The following is an 18,279-nucleotide window of genomic DNA, read 5'->3' as shown; positions in this document are numbered from 1 at the left end:
ATGGGTTGTTCCGCCTGCGGCTCGAAACGGTCGCGACGAGGCGTGTATTCCTGCCGACGAGTGACGCAAAAACCACAGCGGATGAACCTTGGCTAACGGAGGCATTCAGGCTCGCCCCATCTGCGGCGTGGCAGAAGAGTCGGCATGTGGAGGCAAGCAAAGCCCCCGAAGGAGGATGAAATGATCAAGTCCCTGTTCACTGCCGCGCTCGCCGCGACCGTCACCCTCGGCGGAATGGCTGCCACTCCCGCCGCCGCGCAGGATTATGGCCGCGGTTATTACGAGCGCGACTATCGCGGCGACCGCGGCTATCGCGAGGATCGCCGCGACTATCGTCGGGGCTATCGCGGCTATCGCAACCGCGGGTATCGCCGCTGCTCGAGCGGCACCACCGGCACGATTCTCGGCGCAGTCGCCGGCGGCCTGCTGGGCGGCGAGATCGGCCGCGGCAGCTCGTATCGGGGCCGCAGCACTACCGGCACGATCATCGGCGCGGGCGCGGGTGCCCTGCTCGGCCGCGAAGTCGACGGCGGCGATTGCCGCAGCCGTCGCCGCTAACCGGCGCTGAAACCGAAGCAAGGGCGTCCGCTGCGAAGCGGGCGCCTTTTGCATGTCTGTCTGGAAACGCTGGAGGCCCGACCGGGAATCGAACCCGGGTGCAAGGATTTGCAGTCCTCTGCGTCACCACTCCGCCATCGGGCCCCGAAGCGAGGCGGCGAGATGCGCGAGGGGTGGCGTCATGTCAACATAGTTTCAAAATGAGCCCGGCTTCGCTTGGCGGCGACGCTGCAGCGCGATAGAAGCACGGCAACGTTCAACAAGTGTATTGCGCAGCTAATACGGCTGTGCAAGAAAGCCGGAGTGATGATGACCCTTCAGGTCGATCCTGCGCCCGTCGAAGCCAGCCGCTTCGAAGCGATGCGCCATGCGATGGTCGCGAGCCAGCTGCGCACCAACGCAGTCAATGATCCGCGCGTGGTCGAGGCGATGGCCCGGGTGCGGCGCGAAGATTTCCTGCCGCCCGAGCATCGCGGGCTCGCCTATCGCGACACGCTGCTGCCGCTCGCCGGCGGGCGGCGCCACAATTCGCCGCTCGCGACCGGACTGCTGTTGACCGAGGCGCATGTGCGGCCCGAGGACCATGTTCTGCTGGTCGGCGCCGCCGGCGGCTATGCCGCGGCGCTGCTGGCGCTGCTGGCGAAGTCGGTGGTCGCGCTCGAGGAGGAGGATTCGCTGGTCGCGATCGCGCGCAAGGCGCTGGCCGGTGAGGGCAAGGCCGAAGTCGTGCAGGGCCCGCTCAACGCCGGCTGGGCAGCGGGCGCGCCGTACGACCTGATGATCGTCGACGGCGCGGTCGAGCAGCTTCCCGAGGCTCTGGTCGCGCAGGTCAGGCCCGGCGGGCGCGTGCTCTCCGGCGTGGTCGACCGCGGGGTGACCCGGCTCGCTGCCGGCCGCCGCACCGAAGGGGGTTTCGGCCTGATCGACTTCATCGACGTGGAATGTACCGAATTGCCAGGTTTCCGACGCCTACGGACCTTCACTTTCTGAAAAAAGAAGACACTGAATGCGACTGACCACTCTGCTGCTGGGCGCGAGCCTGACTGCACTCGCCATGCCTGCCGGCGCACAGACCGTGACGACGCGCACCGGCACGTCGACCCCGGTGACGGTCCAGACGGCGCCGCCGACCGCGACGCCGGCATTGGCACCCGCGGCGCAGCCGACCACGACGCTGCGCGACGCATTGGTCCAGGCGTACAACACCAATCCGGACCTCGCCGGCGAGCGCGCCAATCAGCGCGCCAATGACGAGAATGTCCCGATCGCGCGTTCGCGCGGGCTTCCGGGAGTCAATTCGACCGGATCGTTCAGCAACGGGCTCTACGACAGCGACGCGACCTTCGGGCCGACCCGGACCGGGCGGCTCGGGCTCGATCTGTCGGTTCCGGTGTTCAGCGGCGGCGCGGTGCGCAATTCGGTGCGCGCGGCGGAGACCCGGGTCGAGGCGGGGCAGGCCAATCTGCGCGGCGCCGAATCGGACATCTTCACCCAGGCGACCACGGCCTATGTCGACGTGCTGCGCGACGAGGCGATCGTCCGGCTCAACCAGCAGAATACCCGCGTGCTCGAGGTCAACCTCCAGGCGACGCGCGACCGCTTCGAAGTCGGCGATCTGACCCGCACCGACGTCGCCCAGTCCGAAGCGCGACTCGCCCTGGCGCAGAGTCAGCTGCGCACCGCCGAGGCGCGGCTGATCGGCAGCCGCGAGAATTACATCCGCGTGATCGGCACGCCGCCGGGCGTGCTCGCCGCGCCGCCGGCTTTGCCCAATCTGCCCGACGATGTGGTGACCGCCGAGCAGACCGCATTGGCCAACAATCCGTTTCTCGAGGCGGCGCAGCTCGCCCGCGACGCCTCGCGCTACGACGTCAGCGTCGCGCGTGCCGGCCGCCTGCCGCAGGTGAGCATCGGCGTCGGCGGCGACTATTACAATTATCTCGGATCGGTGGGCTCGCAGGCACGCGCGCAGGGACTGCAGGGCGACGGGATCGCCACCACCCTCGGCGCGCAGCTGACCGTTCCGCTCTTCCAGGGCGGGCGCCCCGCGGCGCAGGTCCGCCAGGCCCAGGCGCGGCAAGGCGCGGCGATCGAGCAGGTCACGCTGACCGAGCGCGGCGTGATCGCGCAGGCGCGTTCGAGCTTCGCTTCGTACCAGAGCGCGCTCCGCGTGATCGAGTCGACCCGCGTCGCGGTCGAGGCCAACCGGCTCAGCCTCGAGGGCGTCCGCGCCGAGAACAGCGTCGGCACGCGCACCATTCTCGATATCCTCAACGCCGAGCAGGAATTGCTCAATTCGCAGGTGAACTACGTCACCGCCGAGCGCGACGCCTATGTCGCCGGCTTCTCGCTGCTCGCGGCGATGGGCCGTGCCGAGGCCAAGGATCTCGGTCTCGACGGCGGGCCGCTCTACGACCCGGCGGCCAATTACGAGCGCGTCCGCGGCCGCTGGGGCGACTGGTCCGACGACCCCGCGCCGACCGGCACCAGCACCTCGACGACCGGCACGCCGGCACAGGGCGCGACGGTGCCGCCGGGGCAGCTGGATCCTTTGTTGCAGCGATCGGTTGACACAACGCCCCGAAATCCCTGATTTAACCAGAGTCAGCCACAGGAGACGTGCCGGCGATGGGGGATATCAGTACCGAGCCGTCGATGGAGGAGATTCTCTCCTCCATCAAACGCATCATCGCCGAGGAAGGCGATGCGGCGGTGGCTTCGCGTACCCGTCGCAGCCGCCCCGCGCCGGCGCCCACTGCGCCTGCCCGGGCGCCGCGAGTCGAGAGTGAGGATCCCGAGGAAGAGGCCGTTCTCGAACTGCGCGATCAGGTCGAGGAACCCGAGGCGCAGGTCGCGCCGCCGGTCGAGGCGCCCCGCACGGAGCCGATTCTGTCCGAACGCGCCGTCGAGGCGACCCGGGGACCGCTCGAGGCGCTTTCGCGGATCGTGGTGAAGCCCGAAGTGGCCGGATCGGACACGCTCGAGGGCATGGTCCGCGAACTGCTCAAGCCGATGCTGCGCGACTGGCTCGACGCGAACCTGCCGCAGATCGTCGAAGCGATGGTCGCGCGCGAGATCACCCGGATCACCGGACGGAATTGATCCGTCGTCCGGCGAATGCCGGGATCTCGGGCCGCAGGCCGTTCGCGTGCCGCATGAGACCCCGGCTTTCGCCGTGTGACGGTTTTGGACGATTGTAACGATCGCGACCATCTGCTTATCTCCCGCCATGAAGCATCTCCTGCTCGCGGGCGTCGCGCTCGCTTCCGCCGCTGCGCCCGTTGCCGCGCGTGATCTCACCATTCAGGACGTCGCCGCGCTGTCGCGGGTGGGCGGCCCCGCGGTGTCGCCCGACGGCAAATGGCTGGTCTGGCAGCAGCGCGAGACCGATCTCGCCGCCAATCGCGGGCGCTACGATCTGTGGCGGCTCGATCTGGGCAAGAAGGGCGCGACCCCCGAGAAGCTCGTCGCCGAGGCCGAAGTCAACGAACTCGCGCCGCAATTCTCGGCCGATGGCGCGACGGTCTATTTCCAGTCGGACAAGGGCGGGGAGGACGCGGTTTGGGGCGTGCCCATCGCTGGCGGCACGCCGACCCAGCTGACCCATATTCCCGGCGGGTTCAGCGGCTTCAAGGTCGCGCCGACCGGCGACAAGATGCTGGTCTGGGCCGATCGCAAGCCAGGCGCGCCGGGCCTCGAGCCGGCGATGGTCAAGAAGGACGCCAATGCCGGCTCGGGCCGTGTCTATGACCAATTGTTCGTGCGGCATTGGGACACCTGGGCGAATGGCGACCGCTCGCAATTGTTCGTATTGCCGTTCGGGCCGGGCGGCGCGACCGGCAACGGCGTGGCGATCGGCGGGCAATTGATCGGCGACACCCCGTCGAAGCCGTTCGGCGGCGGCGAGGAACTGAGCTGGAGCCCCGACGGCAAGACCGTCTATTTTGCCTTGCGCGAGGCGGGACGGATCGAGGCGAGCTCGACCAATCTCGACATCTTCGCGGCGCCCGCCGACGGATCGGCGCCGCCGGTCAACCTCACCGCCGACAATGACGGGACCGACAATCTCCCCACCGTATCTCCCGACGGCAAGTGGCTGGCCTATTTCGCGATGAAGCGGCCGACCTACGAAGCCGACCGGCAGGTGCTGATGCTGCGCGATCTGGCGAGCGGACAGGTGCGCGCGCTGACCGAAAGCTGGGACCGCTCGGTTGCCTCGATCGCCTGGGCGGCGGACGGCAAGACGCTCTACGTCACCGCGCAGGACACGCAGGAAGAGCCGATCTTCAGCGTCGATGCGAAGAGCGGCAAGGTGACGCGGCTGACGCAGGAAGGCGTGGTCTCGGCGGTGGTGCCGACCAAAAGCGGCGTGGTGTTCAGCATGAACAGCCTGACCGCGCCTGACGATTTCTATCGCCTGTCGGGCAAGAGGGTGTCGCGCCTGACCTCGGTCAATGCGGACAAGCTCGCCGGGATCGACTTGCCCAAAGTCGAGCGGTTCAGCTTCCCCGGGGCGAACAACGACAAGGTCTGGGGCTATGCGGTGCGTCCGGCATCGCTGGCTGAAGGCGCCAAGGCGCCGGTGGCGTTCATCGTCCATGGCGGGCCGCAGGGATCGAGCAACAATAGCTGGTCGTATCGCTGGAACCCGGCCGTGTTCGCGGGAGCGGGCTATGCGGTGGTGTCGGTCGATTTCCACGGGTCGACCGGCTACGGCCAGGCGTTTACCGACGCGATCCGCGACAATTGGGGCGGCTGGCCGCTCGAGGATCTGCAAAAGGGCCTCGCCGCGGCGACCGACAGGTTCGCATGGCTCGACGGCGGCAATGCCTGCGCGCTAGGCGCCTCGTATGGCGGCTATATGATGAACTGGATCGAGGGCAAATGGCCCGACCGGTTCAAGTGCATCGTCCAGCATGACGGCGTGTTCGACGCGCGGGCGATGGCCTATGAGACCGAGGAACTGTGGTTCGACGAGTGGGAGCATGGCGGAAAGGCCTATTTCGAAGCACCCGAGGCGTTCGAGAAATGGAACCCGGTCAACCATGTTACGGCGTGGAAGACCCCGCAGCTGGTGATCACCAGCGAGAAGGATTTCCGCATCCCCTATACCCAGGGGCTGGCGGCGTTCACTGCGCTCCAGCGGCGCGAGATCCCGTCGAAGCTGCTGGTCTTCCCCGACGAGAATCACTGGGTGCTCAAGCCGAAGAACAGCATGCAATGGTATGGCGAGGTGCTGGGATGGCTGGGGAATTATACGGGCGGCCGCGACGGGTTCGTAGCGAAAGGGTGCGACAAGCCGGTCTGCGAGTGATGCTCCATTCCCCTCCCGCAAGCGGGAGGGAAGCGAATGCGGCATGGGTTGTGCATCGACTGCACACCTCGCTAAAGCCCGCGCATGACCGAGCTTCCCAAGACCTTCGACCCCGCCGAAATCGAATCCCGCTGGTACAGCCATTGGGAGGAAAAGGGCCTGTTCGCCCCCGAGCGGCCGGGAGCCGATCCGTGGACCTTGGTCAATCCGCCGCCCAACGTCACCGGCAGCCTGCATATCGGCCATGCGCTCGACAACACGCTGCAGGACGTGCTGGTCCGCCACGCGCGCTTGAAGGGCAAGGATGCGCGCTGGGTGGTCGGCACCGATCATGCCGGCATCGCGACCCAGATGGTGGTCGAACGTCAGCTCAACGCGAAGCAGCAGAAGCGCACCGACTTCACCCGCGAGGAATTCGTCGCGAAGGTGTGGGAGTGGAAGGAAGAGAGCGGCGGCGAGATCACGCAGCAGCTCCGCCGGCTCGGCTGCTCGATGGACTGGGCCAACGAGCGCTTCACGATGGACGAGGGGTTCTCGAAGGCCGTCCTCAAGGTGTTCGTCGAGCTCTACAACACCAGGAAGCCGGATGGTTCGAGCCTCATCTATCGCGACAAGCGCCTGGTGAACTGGGATCCGGGCCTTGGCACGGCGATCTCGGACCTCGAAGTCGAGACGGTCGAAGTGAAAGGCAATTTCTGGCATCTGCGCTATCCGCTCGAGGATAATAGCGGGTTCATTCAGGTCGCGACGACGCGGCCCGAGACGATGCTCGCCGATATGGCGGTGGCGGTGCATCCCGGCGACGAACGCTATGCGGCTCTGGTCGGCAGACAAGTGCGGCTGCCGATCACCGGGCGGCTGATCCCGATCATCCCCGACGAGCATGCCGATCCCGAACTCGGCTCGGGCGCGGTCAAGATCACCCCAGGCCACGATTTCAACGATTTCGAGGTCGGCCGCCGCGCCGGGATCGAGGCGCGCGACATGCTCAACATGCTCGACGCCAAAGCGCGGATCACCCAGACCAGCGACGGGCTGATCCCCGAGGAATTGCTCGGGCTCGACCGGTTCGAGGCGCGCAAACTGGTGGTCGAACGGCTCAAGGCCGAAGGTTTCCTCGTGCCTTATGTCGACAAGGAAGGCGCGGAACATGATTCCGAGCCCCGGACGATCCAGACGCCCTATGGCGACCGTTCGAACGTAGTGATCGAGCCGTGGCTGACCGACCAATGGTATGTCGATGCCGCGACCTTGGCGAAGCCGGCGATCGAGGCGGTGCGCTCGGGCGCGACCCGGATCGTCCCGAAGAGCTGGGAAAAAACCTATTTCAACTGGATGGAGAACATCCAGCCGTGGTGCGTGAGCCGCCAGCTCTGGTGGGGGCACCGGATTCCGGCGTGGTTCGGGCCAGCGAAACGCGGCGCAGGGCTGAGCTATTTCGAGGCGGACGCTCCATTCGAGATATTCGTTGGCGAGACCTGGGAGGATATCCAGGGTCAGGCGGCTGAAACATATGGATGCGATCCGACGATGATCGTCGAGGAAGGAAGCTTTCAAGAGGCCGCTGAGAGCAACGACAGCCGGGATCTGCATGCCGATAGAATATTCCTCTGGCGTGATACCGACGTACTCGACACCTGGTTCTCCTCGGCGCTGTGGCCATTCGCGACGATGGGCTGGCCGGACGAAATTCCCTCTCCCCTTCGGGGAGAGGGTGGCCGAGGCGAGGTCGGGAGAGGGGCAGAAGCTCCCGCTGCCGGCACCGCCCCTCTCCCAACCCACTCCCCGGAGGGGAGAGGACTTTTGGGCGGCCGCTATCCCAATGACGTGCTGATCTCGGGGTTCGACATCCTGTTCTTCTGGGATGCGCGGATGATGATGCAGGGCCTGCACTTCATGAAGGAAGTGCCGTTCAAGACCCTCTATCTCCACGGTCTGGTCCGCGCCGCGGACGGGCAGAAGATGTCCAAGTCCAAGGGCAATGTCGTCAATCCGCTCGGGCTGATCGACCGGTACGGCGCCGACGCCCTGCGCTTCTTCATGGCGGCGATGGAGAGCCAGGGCCGCGACATCAAGATGGATGAGCGCCGGATCGAGGGTTATCGCAACTTTGCGACCAAGCTGTGGAACGCAGCGCGCTTCGCCCAGTCGAACGGAATCGGGGCATCGACCACGCCGCACGCACCCGCAGCCGATCTCGCGGTAAATCGCTGGATCATCGCCGAGACGATCGCGACGGTGCAGGCACTCGACCTCGCGCTCGCCGATCTGCGCTTCGACGAGGCGGCGAACACGATCTACCAATTCACCTGGAGCCGCTTCTGCGACTGGTATCTCGAGCTGATCAAGCCGGTGCTGCAGTTCGACGTGGACGTCGACAAAGCGGAACCCACCGCGAATGCGATTGAAACACGGCAGGTTGCGGGATGGGTGCTCGACCAGATCCTGATCATGCTCCACCCCTTCATGCCCTTCATCACTGAGGAACTCTGGTCGAAAATGGGTGCGCGCAAGCGCGAGCTCATCGTCGCGGACTGGCCGGTGACGGATGCGCAGGCACTCGATCCGGAAGCGGCAAGGGAGATCGACTGGCTGATCAGGCTGGTGAGCGAAATTCGTGCTGCGCGCACCGAACTCAACGTGCCGCCGGCTGCGCGCCTGCCGCTTTATGTTCGCGATCAATCGAGCGAAACGGGCGACCGGCTCGTCAGACAGCGTCAGGTCATCGCCCGGCTTGCCCGAGTCGATTTCGGACAGGAAGAGACGTTCGAGGGTGGTGCGCTGCAGGTGGTGGTCGAGGAGGCGACGTTCGTCCTTCCGCTCGGTGGCGTGGTCGACCTCGAAGCCGAGCGCACGCGGCTGAGCAAGGCGATCGCGGCGGCCGAGAAGGAGCGCGATGGGCTCGCGGGGCGCCTCGGCAATCCGAGCTTCGTCGAGCGGGCCAAGCCCGAGGCGGTCGAGAAAGCCCGTGCCGATCATGCCGAGAAGGCGGCCGAAGCCGAGCGGCTGGCGGCAGCGCTGGCGCGGCTGGGGTAATCCGTCATCCCGGCGAAGGCCGGGACGTCGCCGCAAACGGCGCGCCCGCTGCCCGAGATCCCGGCGTTCGCCGGGATGGCAATCAGCTTCGTGGCACCATGACGTCGATCACGCCGGCAGCGATGCGCGCGGTGACCGGGGTATGCGCGAGGACCTCGCCGTCGATCGAGATCGGCAAGGGCGGATCGGTGGCGATGCGCAGCGATTTGCCGGTGAAGTCGATCGTGTCCTCGTGGCGGGCGGCGCGGCGCAGGACGCCGTTGACCCAGTTGCGCAGCAGCCGGCGGCGGGCATGGCCCTGCACCGCCTGGACGACGATCTCGCCGCTGTCGACTTGCGCCGCGTCGATCAACTCGGTGCCGCCGTGGAAGCGGCCATTGGCGATCCGCACCTCGACGACGCGCAGCCGCTGCGCCTCGGGCCCTTCGCCGACGATCAGGGTGAAGGGATGGAAACGGGTGAATTCATACGCCGCCCAGGCGAGATAGCCGGCGCGGCCGAACCAGCGCTTGAGTCCCGCGGGGACATTCTCGGCGATCTGCGGCGACAGGCCGATCGCCGCGCAATTGGCGAAATAATCGCCGTCGATCATCCCGAGATCGATCCGGCGCAATTCGCCCCGGGCGATCACGTCGATCGCGCCGGCGATGTCGAGCGGGATGCCGAGCGAGCGCGCGAAGCTGTTGGCGGTGCCGAGCGGCAGCACCGCGATCGCCGCACCGGTGCCCTTGATGAAATCGACCAGCCCGCTGATCGTCCCGTCGCCGCCGCCGAGAATGACGAGTTCGGGCCTCGCGGCGAGCACGCGCTTGAGCGTCGGCTCGAGCCGGGCGGGATCCTCGACGGCATGGGCGTCGACGCGGAACGGCAGGCCGTCCAGATGCTTGCACGCCTGTTCGAACAGATCCTGTCCGCGCCGCGACTTTGCATTGACGATCATGGCGGCGGAAGCGAATTTGGGCATGGGCGTCCTGATACGTTTCAGGGGTGTAACGCTTGCGCCGCCTTCCGCGATCCCCCAAACGGGCGCGATGAGTCAGTATCCTGCGCTTCGCCTTCGTCGCACGCGTGCCGCCGGCTGGAGCCGGCGGATGCACGCCGAGACCGTGCTCACCCCGGCCGACCTGATCTGGCCCCTGTTCGTTTGCCAGGGCGATGCCGAGGAGCCGATCGCGTCGCTGCCCGGCGTGTCGCGCTGGTCGGTCAAGGCGATTGCCGAGCGGGCGAAGGAAGCGGCGGCGCTGGGCATTCCGTGCGTCGCATTGTTCCCCAACACCCCGGCGGGGCTGCGCAGCGACGACGGGCGCGAGGCGCTCAATCCCGACAATCTGATGTGCCGCGCGATCCGGGCGATCAAGGATGCCGTTCCCGAGATCGGCGTGCTCACCGACGTCGCGCTCGATCCCTATACCAGCCATGGCCATGACGGCCTCGTCGACGCCGCCGGCTATGTCCGCAACGACGAGACCGCGGCGTTGCTCACCGACCAGGCGCTCGTCCAGGCAGAGGCGGGGGCGGACATCGTCGCGCCTTCGGACATGATGGACGGCCGGGTCGGGCTGATCCGATCCGCGCTCGAGGCCAACGGCCATGTCAATGTCCAGATCATGGCCTATGCCGCCAAATATGCCAGCGCCTTTTATGGCCCGTTCCGCGACGCGGTCGGCAGCCGCGGGCTGCTCAAGGGCGACAAGAAGACCTATCAGATGGACCCGGCCAATGCCGAAGAGGCATTGCGCGAAGTCGCGCTCGACCTCGCCGAGGGCGCCGACAGCGTGATGGTCAAGCCCGGGCTGCCCTATCTCGACATCATAACGCGTGTGAAGAATGCGTTCGAAGTGCCTGTGTTCGCGTATCAGGTCTCAGGGGAATATGCGATGATCGAGGCAGCTGCCGCGGCCGGCGCGGGGGACCGCGAGGCGCTGGTGCTCGAGACGCTGATGGCGTTCAAACGCGCGGGCTGCTCGGGCGTGCTGACCTATCACGCGCCGCTCGCCGCGCGGCTGCTGGGCGCGTGATCGAGACCGAACGCCTGATCCTGCGCGTCCCCGAGCCGCGCGACCGCGACGCATTGGTGGGCATGTTCACCAACCAGCAGGTGATGGCGCAGCTTTTTCCGGGGATGGACGAAGCCGCGGCCGATGCGGTGATCGCCAAGCACGACCGGCTGCGCGGCGAGGGGCTGGGCTTTCTCGTCGTCGAGCGGCGCGAGGACAATGCGGTGGTCGGGTTTTGCGGGCTCAAGCGCGGCGAGCCGCACGCACCGATCGTCGGCGCGATCGAGGCGGGCTGGATCATCGACTTGCCATGGTGGCGCCACGGCTATGCCCACGAGGCGATGCACGCGGTGTTGGCGAGGGCATGGGGGCAGATCGCCGAGGACCGGATCTATGCAATCACTTCCGCGGTGAACCACAAGAGCCAGGCCCTGATGGCGAAGCTGGGCATGGTCCGGCTCGCCGAGGGCGACTATCTGAGCGCGAGCTTTCCCGAAGGCCATGTGCTGCGTCCCACCGTCACCTTCGCGATCGACCGGCCGGAATGATCGAGACCGGACGTCTGTCGCTGCGGCAGTGGCGCGAGGCCGACAAGCCTGCATTCCACGCGCTCGTCAACACGCCGGCGATGACGGCGCATTTCGGCGGCCCGGCGCCGCAAGCGAAGCACGACGCGATCATCGACCGGCAGATCGAGCAACAGGCCCGCTTCGGACATTGTATGTGGGCGGTCGAACTACGCGCGTCCGGCGAACTGGTCGGAATATGCGGATTGCGGATCGGCGGGCATCCGGGGACGCCGGTGCCCGAGGAACTCGAGGTGGGCTGGCGGATCGGCGAAGCGCATTGGGGACAGGGGGTCGCGCGCGAGGCCGCCGAGGCGAGCCTTTCCTGGGGCTGGGCCAACACCGATCGTTCGCGCATCGCGGCATGGACGGTGATCGGCAATATTCGTTCCTGGGGCCTGATGGAGCGGCTGGGAATGCGCCGGCGCACCGAGCTCGACTTTCGCCATCCCGATTATCCGGCTGCCGACCCGTTCGGCGCGATGATCGTCTATGCGATCGACCGCCCTGCATGATCGAGACCCAACGCCTGATCTTGCGCGGCTGGCGCGATTCCGACCGCGCGCCGTTCCACGCAATGGGGCAGGACGAGCGGGTGATGGCGACGCTCGGCCCGTTGCTGTGGCGCGACGAGAGCGATGCGCTGATCGATCGGCTCCAGCATATCCTCGATGCAGAGGGTTTCACTTTCTGGGCGATCGAGCGGCGATCCGACGGCGCCTTTCTCGGCTTTTGCGGGCTCAAGCCCGGCGCCGAGGAGACGCCGATCCATGGCGAGATCGAGATCGGCTGGCGGCTGGCGCACGAATATTGGGGGCACGGCTATGCCCGCGAGGCGGCGCAGGCGAGCCTCGACTGGGGCTGGGCCAATCTGGAGGCGCCACGGATCGCCGCGATCACCAGCGTCGACAATGTCCGTAGCTGGGGATTGATGGAACGGCTGGGCATGGTGCGCGCGCCCGAGGACGATTTCGATCATCCCAGGGCGATCGAACGGCTCCGGCCGCATGTCACCTATCGCATCGCGCGCCCCGCGGTTAAGCCGGGCGCAATCGGACGCGGCTAGACCGTCCGGTGAAAGGGAAAGCGTGCATGGTGGACGGGATACAGCAGGCGACGGCGCCGCAAACGCGATCCCGCTGGCTGTTCGTCGTCGCGATCCTGACCGGATCCTTCCTGCTCTTCCTCGTCCAGCCGATGGTCGCACGGATGGCGCTGCCGCGGCTCGGCGGCGCGCCGGCGGTTTGGAACAGCGCGATGCTGGTCTATCAGGCGCTTTTGCTCGGCGGCTATGCCTATGCGCATTGGCTGGGGCGGGTGCCGGTGCGGATGCAGGCGGGTATCCACCTCGCGGTGCTCGCGGTCGCAGCCTTGTGGTGGCTGCCGATCGGACTGTTCAGAATGGATTTGCCCGCCGATGCCGAGCCGGCATTATGGGTGCCGTGGCTGTTCGGCGCCTCGATCGGGCCGCTGTTCTTCGCGATCTCGGCACAGGCGCCCTTGCTCCAGCGCTGGTACAGCGTCGCCAGCGGCGGACGCGATCCCTATGCGCTCTATGCCGCGTCGAACGTGGGCAGCTTCGGCGGGCTGATCGCCTATCCGCTGATCGTCGAGCCGGGGCTCGCGCTCAAGGGGCAGAGCTGGCTGTGGTCGATCGGCTATGGGCTGGTCTTCGTGCTCGTCGCCGGTTGCGCCACCCTGTTGCCGCGCAAGGCCCCCGAGGAACCGCATGTCGCGCATCACAGCCCGGCGCCGGGCGTGCGGCGGGTGCTTCACTGGATCGTGCTCGCCTTCGTCCCTTCGGGGCTGATGCTGGCGACCACCACCTTCCTCACCACCGACATCGTCGCGATGCCGATGCTGTGGGTGTTGCCGCTCGGCCTGTATCTGCTGAGCTTTTCGGTGGCGTTTCGCGAGGGCGACACGATCCCCGATCTGCTCGCGCGAGTCGCCCCGCTGATCCTGCTGCTGTTCGGCGCGACGCTGATCGCGGGGCATCAGAAGCTCGCTTATCTGAACGCGCTGATCGGATTGATCCTGTTGTTCGTCGTCGCGGTGGCGCTGCATTCCTGCATGTACCGATTGCGGCCAGCGCCCGACCGGTTGACCGGCTTCTACCTCGCAATGTCGGTCGGCGGCGCGCTGGGCGGGGTGTTCGCAGGACTGGTCGCGCCGGTGCTTTTCGACTGGACCTATGAATATCCGCTGCTGATCCTCGCCGCGGGCGTGCTGATGCCGCAGAGCTTCCTGTTCCCCGCGATCGGCCGGCTGTGGCGCGGCGAGGGGCAATTGCGCCGGATCAAGTTCCTCGCGGCGGCTTTGCTGGTGGCGACCTTCGTCTGGCTCGGCATCCTCAATCCGGGCGGCGTGCTCGGCGCGATGCACGAGCAGATCGCCTTTCTCGCCGTCGCTACTATCGGGCTGATCGCGACCGGCGCGCGCATCCCGTATCTCGTCGCGCTGGCCGGCGGGCTGTTCCTGTTCGGCGGCTATCGCGCGATCGAGATCTCGTTGAGCGGCGATCGGACGCGCAGCTATTTCGGCGTGTACACGGTGGCGGATCTGCCCGACGAGCGGCGGCTGGCGCATGGCACCACGCTGCACGGCATCCAGCTCAAGGACGCGCGCTCGCGGCTCCCCACCACTTATTATGTTCCGGGCTCGGGCGTGGGCCGCGCGATGCAGGCCGTGCCTGCGCTGTACGGACCCGCCGCGCGGATCGGCGTGGTCGGGCTCGGGACGGGGACGCTCGCTTGCTACGCGGCGCCGGGCCAGCAATGGCGTTTCTTCGAGATCGATCCCGAAGTGGTGACGATCGCGCGCGATTCGGGGCGGTTCACCTTCCTCCGCCAATGCGTGCCGCAGGCGCAGATCGCGATCGGCGATGCCCGGTTGCGTCTCGACGAGGCGGCACCGGCCAGCCTCGACCTGCTCGCGCTCGACGCCTTTTCCTCGGATGCGGTGCCCATGCATCTGATGACCACCGAAGCGTTCGGCACCTATGCCAAGGTGCTCGCGCCCGACGGGCTGCTGCTCGTCCATATCTCGAACCGCTTCCTCGCGCTGGCGCCGGTCGTCGCCGGCGCGGCGGGACAGGGCGGGTGGCACGCGGCCCGGCTGGTCTATTACCCCTCCGCGCTCGAGGAACGCGACGAGGCGAGCATTTCGGACTGGATCGCGCTGTCACGCGACCCGAAGACGCTGGCGCGCCTGACCAGCGGCGATCCGCGCTGGCAGAAGCTGACGCAGAAGCCCGGCTTCACGCCCTGGACCGACGATTATGCGTCGGTGGTGCCGGTGATGCGCGCGTTCAACCCATCGCTGGCGGACGATTAGGCGCCGGCGAGCGCCGCTTCGAGCGCACCGATCCTGTCGCCCTGCGCGGTCGCCATGGCGTCGGCGGCCGCAACTGCGGAATCGAGCGCGGGATAAGCGGGCTTGCCCGCCTGACCGCGTTCGCTCGCCATGGCCTCGATCTCGGCGAGCGCGGCGAGCACCGGCGCCCGCAGCGATTCGAGCGTGCTGAGCGCGGTCTGCGCATCCAGCCACGCATCCGAACCCTCGGGAACGCCCCGCGCGACCGCGATCTTCGCTTCGGCCTCCTGCGCCGCGGCGGCGAAACGTTGATTGGCCGACTGGAGCGTGGCGTTCACCGCGGCGATTCGGGCGTCGAGCGCGGCATCGGGCGTCGCGACCGCCGCGGGGCGTTCGGGCTCGGCGAGGCTCTGCTTCTCGATCGGGCGCGGCAGCAGCGACGGATAGGCGTCGGGGCTCTGGGTGCAGCCCGCAAGGCCGAAGGCGAGGGCGGGAAGGGCGAGGAAAAGGGGGCTGCGCATGGCCGGGTGCTTAAGCTTGTGGAAAACCTCGCGCAACGGGGTTGCGTTCCCCGAAAGTCGCTTCTATCAGCGCCACTCCAATGCGCGCCCGTAGCTCAGCTGGATAGAGCATCAGACTACGAATCTGAGGGTCGGACGTTCGAATCGTTCCGGGCGCGCCAACATCCCCCGCCAAAGTCAGCGACTTGGCGGGGGTTTGTGTTTCCGGGAGATGCGGCATTCCGACGCTGACCCGAACCCCGACGGACAGGGTGCGCAGGATCGGCACCGCCGGCTGGTCGATCCCGCGGGCCTTCGCCGACCGCGTGCCCGGCGGAGGAACCCACCTCCAGCGTTATGCGCAGCGGCTGAACGCCGTCGAGATCAACACCAGCTTCTATCGTTCGCACCGGCCGTCGACCTGGGCCCGCTGGGCAGCGGCGGTTCCCGAGAATTTTCGGTTCGCAGTCAAGCTGCCGAGGACGATCACCCATCAGGCGAGGCTCGTGGAATGCGACGCTCTGATCGCGACCTTTGCCGGGGAAGTGGCCGGATTGGGCGACAAGCGCGGGCCGCTGCTGGTCCAGCTGCCGCCGAGTTTCGCATTTCCCGGCGACATAGCCGGGCGCTTCTTCGATTCGGTCGATCGGCTGCTCGGCGGCCAGATAGTGATCGAGCCGCGGCATGCGAGTTGGTATGTGCCCGAGGTCGACGCGATGCTCGACGGCCGCGGGATCGCCCGGGTGCTCGCCGATCCCCCGGTGCCCGAGGCGGCGCGCGAGCCGGGCGGATGGCGCGGGCTGACTTATATCCGGCTCCACGGCACGCCGCGGGTCTATTGGTCGGCATACGCACCGGCGGCGCTCGACGCGCTCGCAGCCCGCATCGCCGACTGGGCGGCGCAAGGCGAGGTGTGGACGATCTTCGACAACACCGCCTCGGGTGCGGCGCTGGGTAATGCGCTGGATCTGGAACTCCCTGGTGCTCCTGCGGAAGGAGCCCAGAGCCACGAGCGAAACGGCGAATAACCCCGGGGCTCCTGCTTTCGCAGGAGCACGGGAGAAGCGGCTATCGGCGTAGCGTGCCGATCAGCACCTTCATGTTCTCGATATAGGTGCCGGTCGAGATCCCGACCACGGGATGATCGGTCTCATAGGGCGAGGTGTCGGTCGCGTCGCCGACCTTGGTGCGGCTGAAGTCGCCCGCTGCGGGGGTGGCGGCACCGTCGCCGGCATAGGGGTTGCTCGTCGCCTTGAGTTCGGTCGGCCACCAGCCTGCGGCGTTGAGCGACTTGACCAGCGTCTCGGGCGAGCGCTTGCCGCTCGCGGTGTTGAGATCCGACGTCGCAGCCTCCTCGACGAGGAAATAGCGCGGAAGGGGCTGGGCGGTCCGCAGCGGCGAGTCCCTGGTGACCTCGGCCGGATCCGAGGCGACCAGCATGGCATATTCGCGGCGCAGCCCGGCAAGATCGACCGCGCGGGTCGAGCTGTAATGCGTGATCGTGTCGGCGGGGTCGTAATCGGCATAATATTCGCCATTGACCACGTTCGAGCCGCGGCGATGGACGTAAAGCGCACGATTGGTGCCGATCTCGACGAAGGTGGGGAAGGCGCGGCCATTCCTGACCTGGTCGGCGGGCAATCTGACCGATTCGAGCCAGTCGAGCGCATCGGGGATGCGGGCGAGGAACTTCTTGTCGCCGGTCAGGCGGTAGAAGCGGAACAGCTGGCGGATGTTGGCGGCGGTGGTGTGGGTGACGAGCGCGGTCGGTTCGTAGGTGCGCGCGCCGACCGGCTTGAGGTCGAGGGTATATTGCAGCCCCCAGCCGGCCTGCGGCTTCGCCTGCTGGGTGACGAGATAAACGTTCATCGCGCGGACGATGGCGTCACGGACGCGCGCATCGCCGCCCAGCGCCTGATACGCATAGAGCAGGAACTGGATATTCTCGCCGGCGACATCGTCGTTGAACGTGATGAAGCTGGTGTAATCGGGCTTGCCGTGATGGCTGAAGTCGCTCTTGAGCGGAAAGCGCTGAGGCCAGCCGCCGATCGGATATTGGCTGTCGAGCACGAAGTCGAGCGCCCTGGTCAGCGCCGGAAGATATTTCGGATCATGCTTCTCGACATAGAGGCGCAGCAGGAACTGCATCGATTCGGAGGTGCCGGCGTCGTCGAACGTGGCGTTGCCCCAGTGATGCTGGAATTCCTCGAGCCGCCACGCATTCTTGCCGATCGTGTCGTACCAGCGCTTCGTCGACGGCGCACCGCCGAAATCGCCGAAATAATGCCAGCCGCCATTGTCCTGCTGGATCGCGATCAGCGCATTGGCGGCCTGCTCGGCGGCTTCGTAATAATAAGCGTCGTCGGTGGCGTGATATGCGTCGAGATAGAGATGTCCCATCGTCGCGGTGCCCGGAGGCTGGACCCAGATCATCGTCGGAAAGGCTTCCATCTCGCCCCAGCGGCGCGACATGTCGGGCAGATAGGACCAGACATAGCCGCCATGGGTGGCGACCTTCTCGACCATGAAGCGCGTCGCGCGCTTCATCGTTGCGGCGACTTCGGCCTTGTCGGGGGCGGCAATTGCCGGGGCGACGATGCTCGCCGCCAGAGCCCATCCCAACAGCAATGCTCGCATAGCGCCCGACTCCTCACCCATTCTGTTATGGCAGAGGCTTAGCAAAGCAGCGATGACACCGGTAGCAGCTATTGCCGCCGATGTGCGGAATCATTGCGGAACGTCGAAAGTGTCGAGGATCTTGGCGCCCGCCATGAACACGGCGATCGGGCAGAGCAGGAACAGGGCCTTGCCACCCCAGCCGGGGAAGCGATCGAGATAGTGCATCCCGCGCTCCACTGCACCCGTGCCGAGACCATAGATGACCAGATAGGCCTCGAACTTGGTCTTGATCGTGAAGAGGCGGCGGACTCGGCTGAACATGCCGAAGCCCAAGCAAGCGTCGGGCCATGTGCGGAAATCCGCCATTTCTGAGT

Annotated in this window: 16 protein-coding genes and 2 tRNA genes; 13 read left to right on the top strand and 5 right to left on the bottom strand. The window is 66.9% G+C overall.

Annotated features, from left to right (window positions below):
• The first annotated feature begins 180 nt into the window (after window positions 1-180).
• Window positions 181-558, top strand: a complete 378-nt coding sequence (locus Q9Q95_RS06345) for a glycine zipper 2TM domain-containing protein (protein ID WP_306095028.1) — start codon at window positions 181-183, stop codon at window positions 556-558.
• Window positions 559-628: 70 nt separating this feature from the next.
• Here Q9Q95_RS06345 and Q9Q95_RS06340 read toward each other — a convergent pair.
• Window positions 629-702 (bottom strand) — tRNA-Cys (locus tag Q9Q95_RS06340).
• 162 nt (window positions 703-864) lie between these two features.
• On the opposite strand from Q9Q95_RS06340, the gene Q9Q95_RS06335 reads away from it, so the two are divergent.
• The 5 genes from Q9Q95_RS06335 (at window position 865) to Q9Q95_RS06315 (ending at window position 8,908) form a co-directional block, all read left to right on the top strand.
• Window positions 865-1,548 carry a protein-L-isoaspartate O-methyltransferase gene (locus tag Q9Q95_RS06335; RefSeq protein WP_306095562.1) on the top strand — a complete coding sequence of 228 codons (684 nt, stop codon included), beginning with the start codon at window positions 865-867 and terminating at the stop codon, window positions 1,546-1,548.
• Between the two features lie 16 nt (window positions 1,549-1,564).
• Window positions 1,565-3,151 (top strand): TolC family outer membrane protein, encoded by a 1,587-nt coding sequence (locus tag Q9Q95_RS06330; RefSeq protein ID WP_306095026.1) that lies wholly within the window; start codon window positions 1,565-1,567, stop codon window positions 3,149-3,151.
• Between the two features lie 35 nt (window positions 3,152-3,186).
• Window positions 3,187-3,660, top strand: coding sequence for a DUF2497 domain-containing protein (locus Q9Q95_RS06325; RefSeq protein WP_306095024.1), 474 nt, complete (start codon window positions 3,187-3,189; stop codon window positions 3,658-3,660).
• Between the two features lie 127 nt (window positions 3,661-3,787).
• On the top strand, window positions 3,788-5,872 hold the full coding sequence (locus tag Q9Q95_RS06320; protein ID WP_306095023.1) for a S9 family peptidase: 2,085 nt from the start codon (window positions 3,788-3,790) through the stop codon (window positions 5,870-5,872).
• A gap of 84 nt (window positions 5,873-5,956) precedes the next feature.
• Entirely contained in the window at window positions 5,957-8,908 is a 2,952-nt protein-coding gene (locus tag Q9Q95_RS06315) for a valine--tRNA ligase (RefSeq protein ID WP_306095021.1), read from the top strand.
• Between the two features lie 82 nt (window positions 8,909-8,990).
• On the opposite strand, the gene Q9Q95_RS06310 is transcribed toward Q9Q95_RS06315, so the two are convergent.
• Window positions 8,991-9,872, bottom strand: coding sequence for a diacylglycerol kinase family protein (locus Q9Q95_RS06310; RefSeq protein WP_306095019.1), 882 nt, complete (start codon window positions 9,870-9,872; stop codon window positions 8,991-8,993).
• Window positions 9,873-9,939: 67 nt separating this feature from the next.
• Between Q9Q95_RS06310 and hemB the strand changes: the two genes are divergently transcribed.
• Genes hemB through Q9Q95_RS06285 form a run of 5 tightly spaced genes read left to right on the top strand, consistent with a single transcriptional unit; the run spans window position 9,940 to window position 14,807 of the window.
• On the top strand, window positions 9,940-10,926 hold the full coding sequence (gene hemB, locus Q9Q95_RS06305) for a porphobilinogen synthase (RefSeq protein WP_306095017.1): 987 nt from the start codon (window positions 9,940-9,942) through the stop codon (window positions 10,924-10,926).
• The gene (locus Q9Q95_RS06300; protein WP_306095016.1) at window positions 10,923-11,453 is read left to right on the top strand and encodes a GNAT family N-acetyltransferase; all 531 of its coding nucleotides are present in this window, start codon (window positions 10,923-10,925) and stop codon (window positions 11,451-11,453) included. Before hemB ends, Q9Q95_RS06300 begins: the two co-directional genes overlap by 4 nt.
• The gene (locus Q9Q95_RS06295; RefSeq protein WP_306095014.1) at window positions 11,450-11,986 is read left to right on the top strand and encodes a GNAT family N-acetyltransferase; all 537 of its coding nucleotides are present in this window, start codon (window positions 11,450-11,452) and stop codon (window positions 11,984-11,986) included. Before Q9Q95_RS06300 ends, Q9Q95_RS06295 begins: the two co-directional genes overlap by 4 nt.
• A complete protein-coding gene (locus tag Q9Q95_RS06290; protein WP_306095011.1) occupies window positions 11,983-12,537 on the top strand; it encodes a GNAT family N-acetyltransferase in 555 nt (184 codons plus the stop codon). The genes Q9Q95_RS06295 and Q9Q95_RS06290 overlap by 4 nt, the downstream gene beginning before the upstream one ends.
• Before the next feature lie 26 nt (window positions 12,538-12,563).
• The gene (locus Q9Q95_RS06285) at window positions 12,564-14,807 is read left to right on the top strand and encodes a fused MFS/spermidine synthase (RefSeq protein WP_306095009.1); all 2,244 of its coding nucleotides are present in this window, start codon (window positions 12,564-12,566) and stop codon (window positions 14,805-14,807) included.
• On the opposite strand, the gene Q9Q95_RS06280 is transcribed toward Q9Q95_RS06285, so the two are convergent.
• Window positions 14,804-15,307 (bottom strand): hypothetical protein, encoded by a 504-nt coding sequence (locus Q9Q95_RS06280; RefSeq protein ID WP_306095008.1) that lies wholly within the window; start codon window positions 15,305-15,307, stop codon window positions 14,804-14,806. The genes Q9Q95_RS06285 and Q9Q95_RS06280 overlap by 4 nt on opposite strands.
• Window positions 15,308-15,391: 84 nt before the next feature.
• Between Q9Q95_RS06280 and Q9Q95_RS06275 the strand changes: the two genes are divergently transcribed.
• Window positions 15,392-15,468: transfer RNA gene (locus Q9Q95_RS06275), tRNA-Arg, on the top strand.
• Between the two features lie 90 nt (window positions 15,469-15,558).
• Complete coding sequence (locus tag Q9Q95_RS06270) at window positions 15,559-16,314, top strand: DUF72 domain-containing protein (protein ID WP_306095006.1); 756 nt, start codon at window positions 15,559-15,561, stop codon at window positions 16,312-16,314.
• A 40-nt stretch (window positions 16,315-16,354) separates the two neighbouring features.
• Here Q9Q95_RS06270 and Q9Q95_RS06265 read toward each other — a convergent pair whose 3' ends face one another.
• Both Q9Q95_RS06265 and Q9Q95_RS06260 read right to left on the bottom strand, forming a co-directional pair.
• Window positions 16,355-17,923, bottom strand: a complete 1,569-nt coding sequence (locus Q9Q95_RS06265) for a pectate lyase (RefSeq protein ID WP_306095004.1) — start codon at window positions 17,921-17,923, stop codon at window positions 16,355-16,357.
• A 90-nt stretch (window positions 17,924-18,013) separates the two neighbouring features.
• A complete protein-coding gene (locus Q9Q95_RS06260; RefSeq protein WP_306095002.1) occupies window positions 18,014-18,226 on the bottom strand; it encodes a hypothetical protein in 213 nt (70 codons plus the stop codon).
• Between the last annotated feature and the right edge of the window lie 53 nt (window positions 18,227-18,279).

The organism is Sphingomonas sp. DG1-23 (genome assembly GCF_030730875.1).
GTDB lineage: Bacteria > Pseudomonadota > Alphaproteobacteria > Sphingomonadales > Sphingomonadaceae > Sphingomonas.
Note: the sequence above shows the minus strand (reverse complement) of the source record. Positions and strands in the feature narration are given on the sequence as shown.